This window comes from Calothrix anomala FACHB-343 (genome assembly GCF_014696435.1).
In the GTDB taxonomy this organism is placed as follows: Bacteria; Cyanobacteriota; Cyanobacteriia; order Cyanobacteriales; family Nostocaceae; genus Aulosira; species Aulosira anomala_A.
This window is the reverse complement of record NZ_JACJQG010000030.1, coordinates 1-15,956: the sequence shown is the minus strand read 5'-3', so window position 1 is coordinate 15,956 and position 15,956 is coordinate 1. Positions and strand designations below refer to the sequence as shown.

Below are 15,956 nucleotides of genomic sequence, written 5' to 3'. Positions count from 1 at the left end.
GATTTTCTCTATTACCAATCATTAGATGCTTGAAACCAATACCAGCGATCGCCTAATGGATAAATATGGTAATTAGCAGCACCAAAAGGGCTAGTTTGCGAATTTGGTTGATATGCAAAGCCGTAAGAAACTGTATCCGGGCCTAATCCATCACCATGACTATAAACTCTAAAATAGTTACCACCATTAGAACTTGAGGCATATTCATCAACTTGATAAATACCTAATTTAGCCTCAATTAATCGCGGTTGATTAGTTTTGCTGGGATTTTTTGCTAACCATTGTACAAAAGCTGGGCGAGAAAAAAAGAAGCCAATTCTTCGGGGTACATAAAACTTTAGCAAACTATAGGAAACTATAATAATGAGGAATGTGACTGTTAACCTTTGGAATTCTGACTTGAGGGATGGTTCTTTGCGCCTTAACCAAAGTTTAATTCCCGCGATCGCACAAGCAGCTAACAAAATTAACCAAAGAAATGCGATCGCAATAAAACCTAACAATCCATTAATAACACCAGGATAAATACTCAACACCAAGGTTAAAGCACAGGTGAAAATCGCATAAAACAATAATAATTTGCTTGGTGTAATGGAAATGGCTGTCATTGGTCAATAGTCAATAGTCAATAGTCAATAGTCAATAGTCAATAGTCAATAGTCAATAGTCAATAGTCATTGATTATTGTAGGGGTACGGTGCTGTCTGAGAATTATCTATATTCAGCAAATTGTAATCTGCTGTAAGTAATTCGGTATAAATCAACCCAACTATATTAAGAAATGTAAATAGACTTTAACCTCTTACCAATGACAAATGACAAATGACAAATGACAAATGACAGCCTTTGCTAGTTATATTTAATTACGCTGACTTACCAATCATAATTATTTTTTGAGACTTAATATTTATTTTAGAAATTAGCGCTCAGTGAATTATTCAAGGCTGAAGAAATATTACAGCAGTCCACTCTTGATTAACGTTGGTAAACGTCCAACATTGAGCTGGAGGCAAATGATAATATCTAATTATAGTTAACCCCTCCTGCTAAAATCCTTCACCTGGAAGAGGTTTTGATTGCTTTGACGAGCGATCGCCTGTTTGGATTAACTTTTTGATCCTCCTGCTGGATGATGTCTTCAAAAAAATTAAATATTTTTTGCCTTGTATAGTTTTATGCTGTTCTGCTATACACAGGCAAGTTTTTACTGAGGGGTGGAGGTGCTTAACTGAAGTAGGCGATCGCAATCTGTCTGCTGATGAGTTTATTCAGTAGTCAGTATTCGTTTTTTTGGGTGTATTTATTCGATTAGGTATAAATCTTTATTCGCACAAGTGAGTCAAGCTATGAAAACAGGCTTTTCTCCCCAGCACACAGAACAGGATTTTGATGATTTAAATTCATTCAATATTCAAAGTTTTTGTCAGCTGCAATCTGAGCAATTAATTAGTCACTATCCCATTATATTTGCGCGGATTGTCTATTATGATAGTCTGGGAAAAACTCATCAAGAAGTTATTAGTTATGCACCAAATCAACCGCCATTTTCTGCTAAAGAATTAGCTTATCTTCGTTCGGAACGTTGGCTGAATAATTATCCAGCAGTATTTGAGGTACAACCAAGTAATTTGCATGATATTGCCACTTTCGCTTATATTTGCCCCATAGGTTATAGAAATCAAAAACCAGAATATATTCAGATAATTACAAAGGAAGCACTTGCATTAGACAAGCAACAGCAATTACAGCAATCTGCAATGTTACTGAGTAAGTATGCCAGCATATATCTAATATATGGTAGACAAAAAACCGAAATCCAATTACTAGAAGAGTTAATCCATAAAATTGGGCATCAGTTGCGTAATTCTTTGGCAATGATTGGACTTTACGCTCACAATTTATACTTGGGTTTGTCCGGGAATAAATGCCAAGAACAAGCTACAATTATTCGTGAAGGCATAGAAGATTTAGAGACTAATTTAAGTCAATTAATAGATTGCGGTCAAGGGGCGAAATTAAGAAAATCTCCTCAAGATTTAAGAACTTTAGTGCTAGAAAGTATCAAAGGATTAGAACCATTAATTCAACAAAAACAAATCAACATTAATATTCCCACAACATCTACCAATCTCCTCATAGACCGCTTACAAATGAAGCAGGTTTTTGATAATCTTTTAAGTAATGCAGTTTACTTTAGTCCTCATGGTGCAACGGTAACTTGTAGCTGGCAGATTTTCCAAGAGGAAATTTTAATTAAAATTAGCGATCGCGGGACGGGATTATCGCCAGAAGATATTCAAAAAATATTTACGCCTTTTTATTCTCGGCGTCCTGGAGGTACAGGATTAGGTTTAACTATTGCGAGAAAAATTATTTTAGACCATCGCGGAAACCTATGGGCACAAAGTGTAGCAGAAGGTGGTGCGCAATTTTGTGTAGTTTTACCTCGACTGAAAATGTCTAGGAGTCTGGAAGATGGTTAATAGTAATAGTAACAAACTTACTGTTCTGCTCGTAGATGATGAAGAACGTTTTCGTCAAGGTATACGTACTCTCTTAAATTTTTATAGTATTAGTGCAGCATTACCAATAGAAGTGGTAGGTGAAGCTGATTCTGTAGAACAGGTGTTAAAATTTACGCTAAAAAATTCACCAGATTTAATCTTACTAGATTTACAATTAAGCGGTAGTGATGGCATTACAGTTTTACTCAGGCTGAAAGAAATTGCTTACACTGGTAAAGTTTTAGTATTATCAGCACATCAAGAAGATGATTGGATTTTTCGCGCTATGCAAGCGGGTGCTGCTGGTTACGTGTTTAAAAATCGTTTGGCTACCCAATTAGGTGATGCTATTAATACAGTGATGCAATCGGAGATTTACTTACCTTCAGAAGTTGCTAGCCGATTTTTCCGCTTTTTTCAAGCTTACTCCGATTCGGCTTTAAGAGCTTGCCATCAGTTACACTTAACAGAAAGAGAACAAGAAGTTTTATATTGGTTAACTCAAGGTGCTTCTAATGAGGAAATTGCCAAGCATTTATATGTGACAGTTGCTACAGTCAAAGCCCATCTCACGAGTATTTTTGATAAGTTAAAAGTTACTAGCCGAACTCAAGCTATTGTAGCGGCGCTGAAGTTAGGGTTAGTAAAAGCGTGATTTGTCAGTTGTCAGTTGTCAGTTGTTAAAAAAGTCACAGTCAACAGTCAACAGTCAACAGTCAACAGTCAACAGTCCATAGTTTCCAACCTTATGCCTGCGGAATTTTATCAAGAATATCCTTGTTCGTACAATGCTCCTTTAAATTGCGATCGCCCTTTTCAAACTGCGCAGGAAATCAAAGGTGCTAAATTTTGTTTAGAATGCGGTTTTCCGGCGACTTTACCCGAAGAAGCTGTGATTAAGGGAAATCGGGATAATTATCAGGTAGGTAATTTTTTGGGAACGCGGGGAAATGGGCGATTATATACAGGGATTCAACTTAAGGATCGCCAGCCTGTAATTATTAAAGAATACCTCCTCCCCAGCCGTTGTTTTAACGAACAAGAAACTCGCGAACGCAAGGACACTTTTAAGCGGGTGGGAGGGGTAACGTTAGCAGATAGCAGAACACAAAATTTCCGACTTGTCAATACCTGGGAAGCGATCGCGGATGAAAAAGGCGAACGCTGCTATTTAATTACTAAAGGTACAGAAACCGCCCAAACTTTACGTCAATATATTACCCAAAATGGGGCAATGACAGCCCTACAAGTGCGCGAATTACTCAATCAAGCTCTGCAAACTTTAGAATTTTTACATAGTCAAAAACTGCGGTTTCCTTCCAATCAAGTGCAGCAAGGATTAGCACATGGTAACCTGAGTTTAGATAGTATCTTAATTCAACTAGAAAATAATCAACCATATATCTATTTTGACGATTTAGCTATTTGGGAAAATGTCTTTATTCCTCCGGCTAAAACCCAACCTGCACCTTGCAAGCGAGAACAAGATTTAGAAGCATTAGGATTAGTGGCGTTTTATTTATTGGTAGGAAGAACCACAACTTATTCTAATGAACCTCTCAACCCTAGAGACAACGATCATTGGCCTCATACAGATAATCATTTAAAAAAGTTTATCTACCGCCTATTAAGACTCGAAAATCCCTTTGCTACTGCGGAAGCGGCGCGTCAAGCTTTACTCCAACTTCCCCAAGAAAATCAAGTAAATAATGTAACGCAATTATCAGCATCAGAAGATAAAGAAAAAGATTTCCGAAAAAAATTAATTTGGCTGTTAATCTTTGTCTTATTATTACTAGGCGGGGGAATTTGGTATTATTTATCCCAGCGCCAACCAACAGAAGATAAAAGCAAATATGCAGTTTGGCTGGGACTAGTGCGCAGATTTTCGGAAGTAAATAATGTACCTTCAGGGAAATTCAGCTATACAGGTGAAAGAGATGGCACCTGGAGTTTTATTCTTAAGCAACAAATTGAAGATCAGACCCTGGAAAAATGGTTAACAAATCCCAAACCAGAAGTTAAAGCCGAATTTAACTATCAACCAGTTAAGGCTCAAGATTTAGATAATGTTAATCAATCTTTAGAAGCAGTAATTAGCGGCGAGCAAAACTTTGCAATTACGAGTGTAGTTGATAAAATCACAGATAAATTAGAAAAAAAGTCCTTTGCTGATGATGGGTTACTTGTATATGTAGCATTTAATAAAAAAGATTCTAATTTAGCCAATGCTTTAGGCGGAAAAATTACCCTAGAGCAATTACGCCAAATTTATACGGGTAAAATTACCAATTGGCAACAAGTTAATCCTAAATTGCCGAATTTACCAATTAAACCATACGCACCGACTGAACCGGAAGCGATATATCAATTTCAAAAATTAGTTTTGCAAAACGATCCTCAAGATGTAGCTTTATTTAAAAATATCCCCAGACTGGATACAACCAAAACGCAAAACACCATCCGCAGTGAAATTTTGGAGGGTAAACAAACGGGAATTATTGGTTTTGGGATTTTAACCAAAACCTGGGCCCAGTGTACCGGCTATCCTTTGGCGATAGTTAATGGTAATAACAATCCTAGTCAACCCCTATTTCAAAAACGCGATCGCCGTCCCATTAACCCTGCTGATGACCTGTGTCAGCATGATAACTATTTTTTTGATGTCACGGCTTTTCAACGCTATCCTTTAAGATACCCTATATTTGTGGTCTACCCTAAAGACAAAAGTCGTCAACCACCGGGGTCTACATTTGCTGAGATACTAACTACTCGTCAGGGCCAGTGTTTACTTAGTAAAGTAGGTCTTGTCGCTTTACAAAATATACCTGATGATATAAAGTCCTATGCCTGCAAATCGGTGCCCTAATCCTAGTTGTGAATATTTTAACCGGGCTTTGCCCAACAACGCCAAAGTTTGTCCTTGGTGTTCAACTCCCTTGGGGAATGTAATTTCACCCACACCAACCAAACAAGTTTCGCCACAACCAACATCACCCCAAGCACATCCCCAGCAGCCAATTCCACCCCAACCACATCCACCCCAACCACATCCACCCCAACCACATCCACAGCAACAAATTCCCCAACAGCCAATTCCCCAACAGCCAATTCCCCAACAGCCAATTCCCCAACAGCCAATTCCACCCCAACCAAGTTCTATACCTGGGGTAAATCAACCCACCTATCAACCCCCAGCTGATTATGCTACAGAATATCAGCAACGAGGGAATCCATATATTCCACCTGTACAACCAGGTTATCCCCCACCACCAAGGCTACCAGTTCTCAAGCTGATTCACACCACGGGTAGAGAATTTATTTGGTCGGGAGAAGCCGGTTTTATTGGTCGTCGCAGTCAAAGTATGACAGTTCCCCCAGAAATTGACTTAACAGGGATTCCCAATGAGGGGATAGTATCTCGTCGCCATGCGCGCGTCAATTGGGACTGGTCGCTCAATGCTTATATGATCGTTGATATGAGTACAAATGGTATCTATTTAAACAACACACCTTTAAATCCTGGCGTGCCATATCGTTTACTCAATGGCGATTCAGTGCAGTTTGGTCAGGATAATCTCGTAAGATTTACGGCGTATATTATGTAGCAATAATTACTTTGCTTATAGACAAATAAATTCCCATCCTTCGTAGATATTACGGGGGATTTTTTATTTGGTCAATGGTCAACCGTCAACCGTCAACCGTCAACCGTCAACCGTCAACCGTCAACCGTCCACCGTCAACAATTTCAATGATTTTGCTGAACAACGTGGGTTAATTCGTGCGCCAGTAATTCTTGACCTGATTTGCTTCCTGGTTTATATTCACCTTGACGGAAGAAAATATCTTGTCCTGTGGTGAAAGCGCGTGCTTGAATTGATTTGTTCATTTGGTCGGAGTTAGAATCGTTGTGGATTTTAACACTACTGAAATCATAACCAAATGCTTGCTCCATCGGTTGTCTGACATCATCGCCAAGGTTTTGTCCGCTTCCGCGCGCTTGTTGGATAGAACTTTCTAGATTTGATGAGGTTTGGATTCCACTTCCAGTAGATTTTGCTTGTAATTCTTGATCTTCTTCTGGCATTTCTTCTCGTTGTAGGGGAGTGAGAGAATTTGCGAGAGATTTTGCTTGTACTTGCTCTTCATCTTCTTCTGGCATTTCTTCTCGTTGTAGGGAAGTGATAGAATTTGTCAGAGATTTTGCTTGCAATTGCTCTTCATCTTCTTCTGGCATTTCTTCCCGTTGCACTAGGGGAGTGATAGAATTTGCGAGAGATTTTGCTTGCAATTGCTCTTCATCTTCTTGTGGCATTGCTTCCCGTTGAATCGACTGCTGATTTGCAGGTTGACTCATGTTTTGCATTACCTGCTGTGCTACTCTATCTGCTTCCTGTTCGTACATATCGTTAGGCTGACTAACTGTTAGTTTAGCTTGAGGACGCAGGGAGATGCGGCTAATATCATGGGTTAATGGTTGACTTTGGCGTTGTACCTGAGTCAAGGCTTGAGGTGTAGTTTCAGCAGATTGGGAACCAAAGCCGCGTTTTGGTTGCTTGAGTGTAGGTATGGAAATGGGTGGAATAGCTGTATTATTAGTCTTCTGACGCTGGGCTAATATCCGTTCTTTCATAATTTTCTCCTAATGCCCTAGCAGCAAGCAAATTTTTTACCAATATGAATATCTAGGATACTGCGATCGCATTTCTCAAACTATTCTGCCAAAGTCTAATTTGCTGTCACTCAAGTTCGACTTTTGGCTAATGTTGATTCTGCGGCAGTACCTTTAGCCTTGATTTTAGGATAGATTTTTGATTTTTAGTATGGATTCCCAAGACAAGCAAACTTTTTTTACACCTGTTGGCGAGGTTGGGGGTTCTGTTGCTTATGGGGGTGTACCTATCACCTCTAACGGCAAACAGGCGGCTAAAGCGGCTGATAAGTATCTTAAAGATTCATTGCTGTTAAATAAGCTGACGGATCGCGTGTATGAACTTTTACTGACAGACTTGCGTTGTCAACAGGAAAGATTTAGTAACTATACTCATCAAAGGTGGTTGTAATGCCTGAAGGTAATAATAACGGCAATGTTACTCACGAATTAAAGTATGTCACTACCAATCACTTCTATTTAGAAATAGATAGTACGATTGCTGCGTCTTTTACAGAATGCTCTGGCTTAAGTTTACAAATCAAGAAAAATGTTTTTATGGAAGGAGGTGTCAACGATCAGCAAAGAATTTATTTAGGACATGCGGAATTTTCTGATGTTACTTTAAAACGTGGAATTACCGATAATCCTGGTTTTTGGAACTGGATTAATGCCATGTTTGATGAAAATTCTACAAAGCGGCGTAATGTCAATATTCTGGTTTTTAATCAAGCTGGTGAAACTATGATGAGTTGGACTTTAATTGGCGCAATTCCCATTGCTTGGAAAACCCCAAATTTACAAGCAGATGGTAATGCAGTTGCGATAGAAGAATTAACTCTAGCTTATGAAGGTTTGCAATTAGGTAAATCTAATGGAGGCGGTAATCCGCAAACTAGGGAGAAAAAATCAGGATTTTTCTTGTCTAATTAATTGGCAATTTTTCATGTGAAAATCATGCCAATTATTATTAAATAAATTCTGTAATTTTATACAAGTATATTAAACAATATCACTAATCTTGAACTCTTCCCAATGACAAATGACTAATGACAGCCCTTCTCAGCTATCTTTAAATGCACCGCTATACTTAGGAAACAGAATAGCATTAATTGGTCTTGGGGTAAGAAAGCCTTTAGGTCAAAAGCATAGCCTTTTATCGCGGAAAGAATTTAGTTCTGTGCCTGGACAAAGCAGTGCTAACAAGTCTTTAATAAATCATTCCCCATTAGTTACATATTCACAATTTTTACTATCTCCAGAAAATCCCACTTTCAGCGAACCGATAATAGATGATCATCATGCTGCTGAACCGGATTATATTAATACTGGGGTTACTTTTATTGATTTTGATAATGCTGATGTCAATGAAGAGATTAGCAATAGTTTAGATAATCAAAATATAGATAATCATCCGTCAGACTTAAATCATCAATCTCAGTCTAAGTCTAAAAAATCTCAAAAAAGTTCTAGCAACCAAGAAAAATCAACAGCTAAATCTAAAACGACGAAAAAAGCTAAATCATCGGTTAAGGATAAAGGTAACAAGCAGGATCAGCAAATTAACTTGAGTGCAGTAGATAATGCTGCAAGTACAGCTATAAATTTAGAAAATAATCAAGCACCTAAATTCACAGATAATAATAATGATAGAGATACAGCCAGCACAATTCCCAATACTATATTTTTAGATTCGCCTTTAGGAGAAAATTTAATTGGTGAGGAAACATCAGGATTGACTGATGCTGCTGTTAGTAATGTGACTGCTGAGTCAGGAGTGATATTTCATGATGAAAATATATCTGATAATCTAACGCGATCGCCAGAACATACAACGTCGCCAACTCCCATAAATCAGGGGTTTCCGACTCCAGTAACAGAAAATAATATTGAAAAAGCTGTTAAAAATACAGTCTCATCGGATATTAATATTCGCCAAATTCCCCAACAACAAGAGGTTGATAATTCTGCCAATTTTATCGCCAATCAAGCGGTGAATGTGGATGTGTCAGAAAATGCGATCGCGCGAAAATCAGAAAATATCCCTGTAGAGTTAACTCCCACTCCACCTGTAATCTTCAATCCGGTGGCAGTAACACAGCAACCAATAAACAGCGATAATATCATTCCCCATCAACCAACAGTTGCTTCCCAATCGGTGAATTTGGATGTCTCAGAAAATGCGATCGTGCGAAAATCAGAAAATATCCCTGTAGAGTTAACTCCCACTCCACCTGTAATCTTCAATCCGGTGGCAGTAACAGAGGAAGCAATAAACAGCGATAATATCATTTCCTATCAACCAACAGTTGCTTCCCAATCTGTGAATTTGGATGTGTCAGAAAATGCGATCGCGCAAACCACAGAAAATCCCAATATCCCTGTAATTGCGGATAATTCAGTAAATTTGAATGTTTCAGAAAATGCGATCGCGCGCCAAACAGAAAATCCTCATTTACCCGTCGAGTTAACACCAACTCCACCTGTAATCTTCAATCCGGTGGAAGTGACAGAGGAAGCAATAGACACTGATAATATCATTCCCAATCAACCAACAGTTGCTTCTCAATCTGTGAATTTGGATGTGTCAGAAAATACGATCGCAAAAAAATCAGAAAATCCTCATGTACCTGTAGAGTTAACTCCTACTCCACCTGTAATTGCGGATAATTCAGTAAATTTGAATGTGTCAGAAAATGCGATCGCGCGCAAATCAGAAAATATCCCCGTCGATTTAACTCCCACACCACCTGTCATCTTCAATCCGGTGGAAGTGACAGCGCAACCAACAGACACACAAACAGAGAAACTTGTGATTCATCGGGAATTTGACACCGATAATATCACTACAGACCAGCCAATAGTTACTTCCCAATCTGTGAATTTAGATGTTAGGGAAAATGCGATCGCGCGCCAAACAGAAAATCCCAATATACCTGTGGAATTAGCACCAACTCCACCTGTCATCTTCAATCCGGTGGAAGTCATAGAGCAACCAACAGACACCGATAATATCATTCCCAATCAACTAACAGTTACTTCCCAAGCGGTGAATGTTGATGTTTCAGAAAATGCGATCGCGCAAACCACAGAAAATCCCAATATCCCTGTAATTGCAGATAATCCTGTAAATTTGGATGTTAGGGAAAATGCGATCGCGCAAAAATCAGAAAATCCCAATATCCCTGTCGAGTTCACTCCCACTCCACCTATAATCTTCAATCCGGTGGAAGTCATAGAGCAACCAACAGACACCGATAATATCATTCCCAATCAACCAACAGTTACTTCCCAATCTGTGAATGTGGATGTTAGGGAAAATGCGATCGCGCAAACCACAGAAAATCCCAATATGCCTGTAATTGCAGATAATCCTGTAAATTTGCATGTTAGGGAAAATCCCAATACACCTGTCGATTTAACTCCCACTCCACCTGTCATCTTCAATCCGGTGGAAGTAACGGAAGAACCAACAGACAGCGATAATATCATTCCCAATCAACCAATAGTTACTTCCCAATCTGTGAATGTGGATGTTAGGGAAAATGCGATCGCGCAAACCACAGAAAATCCCAATATACCTGTAATTGCAGATAATCTTGTAAATTTGAATGTGTCAGAAAATGCGATCGCGCGCCAAACAGAAAATCCCAATATCCCCGTCGATTTAACTCCCACTCCACCTGTAATCTTCAATCCGGTGGAAGTCATAGAGCAACCAACAGACACCGATAATATCATTCCCAATCAACCAACAGTTACTTCCCAATCGGTGAATGTGGATTTGAGGGAAAATGCGATCGCGCAAAAACCAGAAAATCCCAATATACCCGTCGAGTTAACTCCCACACCACCCGTAATTGTAGATAATCTAACAGTCGCTTCCCAGACGCTAAATTTGTCAGATGCGCCAGTAAGTCAGGTTTCAGCATTAGATAATAGCCAAGTCAACACAGATATTCCCACTGGTGTGACTCCGCCTATTTTCAGTGAAAATACAGAAATAGATACAAATACAGCATCTAAATTTACTAAATTTACTTTTGCCCAAAATCAGACACAAAACCTAGAGAATTTACCAGCACCTCAAGGTTACGCCACAGGGGGACAAGTCACGCATTCCTCAGTAGAGAAGCCACACATAGCATCTTCGGATACTGTACCTGCTATGCTCACACCTGGGGAGTTTGTGGTTAACGCTAACGATGCCCAAAAAAATCTTCACATACTCCGGCATATTAATACAGGTGGTGCAGCAGAAGATATAGTTCTTCCCAGTTTAGAAATACCTACTCAAGAAAATCCGACTAAAGTCGATTCTTTTCCCGACACTTCATTACAGCGTCATCCTGCTGACTTGGGAACAGAAATTAGTCAGCAAAGGTTGTCTCCACATCATTCTTTGCAGTCGAATCATGTAAATCGTCAAGCTACAGCAGCAAATCCAGCCTCACAGCATTACTCCCTACCAACATTAATATTCCGCAAACCAAGCGTTGATCGTAACACAGCTTATGAGACTCCTAATCAATGGTCAACTGTAGAAGAATTGCTGAATGGAAGTAACGATCCATTTACATTTTTTAACTTAAATAATGAAGGAGAATCTAATTGGCAAAATTCTGCAGATTCTCAAAGTTACCAAACATCATCAACATCACCACAGGTATTTACTAAACGCCTATCTCCCCAAGGCTTTGCTAATGGTGGTGAAGTTAAAGCGCCTGATATAGCTACAGATATACCACCAGTTACTCAAACAATCCAAAATCCATCTGTAGCTAATCCTGAAGCTGATGAATCTGCAAATTTAGAAGCTTTAGCCTATGAAATATATAACAGGTTGCGACAAAAAATAGAAGTTGAGCGAGAACGTCAAGGTATCTATTTAGGACGCTTACCTTGGTAAATTTTATCTCAAAGTCACCCCAAAGAAGGAGAAAAATTAAAATGGCTAATCCATCAATTTTCATTCCCACCAAACGCAATCCCCAACTGCAAAAAGCTAAACTTGTGGGTTATAACGGCGAAGCGCCAGATATAGAAGTTATGTTTAATCCCACAGAAATCAGTTTTACGCGTACTGTTAGCTGGAAAAGCGATCCAGGCAATAGAGGAACTACGCTGTTACCTAAAGTTAACTTTTCTGGTGTCGAGCCTTTTAAATTTACTTTAAAACAATTACTTTTTGATACTTATGAAACCAAAAAATCAGTCATAGATGAACATATCAATATTATCAAAAAAGGAGTAGAAACTATTGAAGGAAATCCCGACAAACGCCCGCCAGTGTACATTTTTACCTGGGGAACCGAATATTTTTACTGTGTAATTACTAGTCTAACATACAATTTAACCATGTTTCTCACCGATGGTACACCAGTCAGAGCAATGGTAGATATTGCCTTACAAGAAGTAGATAAAAACAACCTCCCCGGTAACAGACAATCAGCTTCCACAGGCTCAGATCGCGCCCAAGATTCCCGTCTGAGTAAATAAAAATTAATCTAACTTAATAGTTATATTTTAATAATTTTAATTATCATAAATCTTCCCATGCCCCATTACCCATGCCCCATGCCCAATACCAATTATGCCTGATCCAACTCTCTATTTAAGTCAACCAAAAATAGAATTAGGAGGACAAGCCGCTTCTCCTGAATTAATGAAAGATTTATTACAAATTACTGTAGAAGAAAGTTTACATTTACCAGCGATGTTTACGCTGGTTGTGCATAATAGTTATATGCCCACGGTTGACCGTGCAGAATATAAACCTTGGCGACATGAAAATCTCTTTGAAATTGGTAAAAAAATTAAAATAGGTTTTACTTCTAGTACGACGCAAGACGGGAATTTTCAGAAAAAATTAGATGATTATTTGATTGAAGCAGAAATTACAGCAATGGAAGTTCACTTCAATGAAAAATCGGAAGCCCACATGATTATACGCGGTTACGATATCTCCCATCGTCTCCATAGAGGTCGTTATAATCGCTCATTTTTAAATAAAACTGATAGCGATATCGTTAAAGACATAGCTTCAGAAGCGGGAATAGGAATTGGTAAAATAGAACCCAGTGGAGAAGTTCATGAATATGTCTTTCAAGAAAACCAAACTAATATGGAATTCTTGCGAGAACGGGCGGCGAGAATAGGTTTTGAGTTATTTATTCAGAATAATAAATTATATTTTCGCAAACCAGAAAGCCAGGAATCTATTCAATTAAAATGGCTAGTGGATATTAGTAAATTTAGTACCCGCGTTACCAGCGCAGAACAGGTGAGTTCTGTAGAAGTGCGCGGTTGGGACTATACTCAAAAACAAGCGATCGCATCTACAGCCAAAGCCGAGAAGGTAATCACGGAGACAGGTAACAATAAAGGTAGCAGTAGTAGTAGCAAGTTTGCCAACTTAAAAGCGCCGAAAATGACAGTAGTCGATCAACCCATTGCTACCCCTAACCAAGCCCAAAAAATGGCGCAAGCTTTGTGTGATGAACTTGGCGGAGAATTTGTCTACGCAGATGCAAAAGCTGTCGGTAATCCCAAAGTTAGGCCGGGAAAAATCATTGAAATTGAAGGTTTGGGTAAACGCTATAGTGGTAAATATTATGTCACCGAAACTCGGCATTTCTACACCCAGCGCATTTACACCACAGAATTTAGCATTCGCGGATTGCGGGCGGGTAACTTATTTACCACTCTTTCCAGTCAAACCCGTCTCCAACCCGGACAAACCTTCTTAGTCGGAATTGTTACCGACAACAAAGATCCCAAGGGATTGGGGAGAGTAAAAGTTAAATTCCCCACCCTCACAGAAGAACATGCTAGCCACTGGGCGCGAATCGTAGCTGCGGGCGCAGGAAATCAACGGGGGTTTGATTGTTTACCAGAAATCAACGATGAGGTATTAGTCGGGTTTGAACATGGTGATATTCATCGCCCCTATATACTAGGCGGCGTTTGGAATGGTAAAGACGCGCCACCAGAAGGCGTGAATGATACAGTTGTCGGCGGTAAAGTTAGATTACGCACCGTCAAAACCCGTACAGGACATACCTTACAATTTGTCGAAGAAGCTCAAGGAAGCAGTAAAGCCGGAGTGCGCGTCCAAACCAAAGGCGGGCATAAAATTTATCTTAACGATAGCGATCGCTGTATTGAAATTCAAACCAACGGCGGTCATAAAATTAAAATGGACGATCAAGGCAAAGCAAAAATTACCGTAGAATCCACAGGCGACTTGTCATTAAATGCACCAAAGGGCAATATCGATATTAGCGCCGGGATGACTGTAACCGTTAAAGGTACGTTGATTAAGTTGAATTAATATTTGTATATTTTTACTCACGCCAAGGCGCAAAGGCGCAAAGAATTTATCGTACATTCAAGGGTTTAAATCCCCGACAAAAAATGTCCTTACAGCATCTTCCTGTAAATAGACCACACTGTAGGGGCACGGCACCAGTAAAATTATTTTATGTGCCAAAAGATTGTCGGTGCCGTGCCCCTACGACAGATGTGGTTTAAATAGGTGAAAACTGTTGTAATTTTGAATTTTGAATTTTGAATTTTGAATTTTGAATTGTTATTATGCCAGGAAAACCAGCAGCAAGAATTACAGATTCTGTAGCCCATCCCTTACCGCCAGTTCTGACACCGGGGCCTGGTAGTAAAGATGTGTTAATTGGCAATTTACCAGCTTGGCGAGGAATACCAGCTGCGGCGGTTCCAGCTTTGCAGTCTGCAAAACAAGCAGCCGATGTAGCTATTCAAACAGCTGAAGCAGCGACGGCGGCGGCAGCAGGAACACCAGGGGCACCAGCCGCTTATTCAGCAGAACAAACCCTGAAAACATCTTTAGGGGCGAGTATGGGTAGTATGATTTCTGCTGCGGCTGCATCTGCTATTCCTGGCGCAGATATTCATCAATGTACTACACCCTTACCCGTACCTCCCCACGGCCCTGGTGTAGTCATTGATGGAAGTAAGACAGTATTAATTAACGGACTACCCGCTTGTCGCCTGGGTGACACTGTTTTAGAAGCACTAGGCCCGCCCAATAAAATTACCAAAGGTGAAACGACTGTTTTAATTGGGGGTTGATGGAAGAAAGGCAGAGGGCAGTCTTTATGAAACAAATTTCATCGCCATGTATGAAAGGCGGAAGGGGGAAAAATAATTCAAAATTCAAAATTCAAAATTCAAAATTAAGAATTCTATTTGCCCAATGCCCTTTATCATTTACACATATTCAGTACTCATTTTTAAATTTTTTGTAAACAAAAAAGGCGATCGCTTTCTCGTTTATCGAAATCAAGTACTCATTTTCCTGTTTTAAGTAAGCAAAAAGCCATTTCACCTACTCAAAAAGCCTTATCGCCTACTCATTATTGTGTTTTCCGCAAGTAAAACACCATTTCACCTACTTAAAAAGCCTTATCGCTTACTCGTTTCGGTAAATCACGCAGTCATTTTGGTGTTTTCCGCAGGTAAAATACTATTTCACCTACCCATTTAGGTAAATCGCGCACTCGTTTTAGTATTTTCCGCAGATAAAAAGGTATATCAATTGCTCAAAAATTGCCATGTTTGACAATAAGCAGCTGTCTAGCTACCCTTTGTAGTTTTTTGCAATGCCGAAGGCAGGCTACGCCTACCCATTTGTTCTCAAAACAAATTAGGTAATTGAAAAACACTAATACATCATAGATTTCACTTCAGGGCATAGCACCCCGCCCCTTCCTTGTCCCCCTTGTCCCCCTTGTCCCCCTTGTCCCCCTGCCCCCTGCCCC

Annotated in this window: 12 protein-coding genes; 10 read left to right on the top strand and 2 right to left on the bottom strand. The window is 39.5% G+C overall.

Annotated features, from left to right (window positions below; all coding sequences use genetic code 11):
• Positions 1 to 11: 11 nt before the first annotated feature.
• Positions 12 to 608 carry a hypothetical protein gene (locus H6G08_RS17995; protein WP_190545364.1) on the bottom strand — a complete coding sequence of 199 codons (597 nt, stop codon included), beginning with the start codon at positions 606 to 608 and terminating at the stop codon, positions 12 to 14.
• A 738-nt stretch (positions 609 to 1,346) separates the two neighbouring features.
• Between H6G08_RS17995 and H6G08_RS17990 the strand changes: the two genes are divergently transcribed.
• From H6G08_RS17990 to H6G08_RS17975, 4 genes are read left to right on the top strand one after another with little or no spacing between them, the layout of a single operon-like run.
• Complete coding sequence (locus H6G08_RS17990) at positions 1,347 to 2,483, top strand: sensor histidine kinase (protein ID WP_190545361.1); 1,137 nt, start codon at positions 1,347 to 1,349, stop codon at positions 2,481 to 2,483.
• The gene (locus H6G08_RS17985) at positions 2,476 to 3,159 is read left to right on the top strand and encodes a response regulator transcription factor (RefSeq protein WP_190545359.1); all 684 of its coding nucleotides are present in this window, start codon (positions 2,476 to 2,478) and stop codon (positions 3,157 to 3,159) included. Before H6G08_RS17990 ends, H6G08_RS17985 begins: the two co-directional genes overlap by 8 nt.
• A 15-nt stretch (positions 3,160 to 3,174) precedes the next feature.
• Positions 3,175 to 5,373: a substrate-binding domain-containing protein gene (locus H6G08_RS17980; protein WP_242046184.1), complete on the top strand. Its 2,199-nt coding sequence runs from the start codon at positions 3,175 to 3,177 to the stop codon at positions 5,371 to 5,373.
• The gene (locus H6G08_RS17975; RefSeq protein ID WP_190545357.1) at positions 5,351 to 6,112 is read left to right on the top strand and encodes an FHA domain-containing protein; all 762 of its coding nucleotides are present in this window, start codon (positions 5,351 to 5,353) and stop codon (positions 6,110 to 6,112) included. The genes H6G08_RS17980 and H6G08_RS17975 overlap by 23 nt, the downstream gene beginning before the upstream one ends.
• 143 nt (positions 6,113 to 6,255) lie before the next feature.
• Here H6G08_RS17975 and H6G08_RS17970 read toward each other — a convergent pair whose 3' ends face one another.
• Positions 6,256 to 7,140 (bottom strand): eCIS core domain-containing protein, encoded by an 885-nt coding sequence (locus H6G08_RS17970; RefSeq protein WP_199322644.1) that lies wholly within the window; start codon positions 7,138 to 7,140, stop codon positions 6,256 to 6,258.
• A 190-nt stretch (positions 7,141 to 7,330) separates the two neighbouring features.
• Between H6G08_RS17970 and H6G08_RS17965 the strand changes: the two genes are divergently transcribed.
• From H6G08_RS17965 to H6G08_RS17940, 6 genes are all read left to right on the top strand, one after another.
• A complete protein-coding gene (locus H6G08_RS17965; protein ID WP_096641634.1) occupies positions 7,331 to 7,570 on the top strand; it encodes a hypothetical protein in 240 nt (79 codons plus the stop codon).
• Entirely contained in the window at positions 7,570 to 8,091 is a 522-nt protein-coding gene (locus H6G08_RS17960) for a contractile injection system inner tube protein (RefSeq protein ID WP_190545354.1), read from the top strand. Before H6G08_RS17965 ends, H6G08_RS17960 begins: the two co-directional genes overlap by 1 nt.
• 109 nt (positions 8,092 to 8,200) lie before the next feature.
• Positions 8,201 to 12,067, top strand: a complete 3,867-nt coding sequence (locus tag H6G08_RS17955) for a hypothetical protein (protein ID WP_190545352.1) — start codon at positions 8,201 to 8,203, stop codon at positions 12,065 to 12,067.
• A gap of 41 nt (positions 12,068 to 12,108) precedes the next feature.
• The gene (locus H6G08_RS17950; RefSeq protein WP_190545350.1) at positions 12,109 to 12,657 is read left to right on the top strand and encodes a CIS tube protein; all 549 of its coding nucleotides are present in this window, start codon (positions 12,109 to 12,111) and stop codon (positions 12,655 to 12,657) included.
• Positions 12,658 to 12,751: 94 nt separating this feature from the next.
• The gene (locus H6G08_RS17945) at positions 12,752 to 14,491 is read left to right on the top strand and encodes a VgrG-related protein (RefSeq protein ID WP_190545348.1); all 1,740 of its coding nucleotides are present in this window, start codon (positions 12,752 to 12,754) and stop codon (positions 14,489 to 14,491) included.
• Positions 14,492 to 14,754: 263 nt separating this feature from the next.
• Positions 14,755 to 15,267 carry a PAAR domain-containing protein gene (locus H6G08_RS17940; protein ID WP_190545346.1) on the top strand — a complete coding sequence of 171 codons (513 nt, stop codon included), beginning with the start codon at positions 14,755 to 14,757 and terminating at the stop codon, positions 15,265 to 15,267.
• Positions 15,268 to 15,956: the final 689 nt, after the last annotated feature.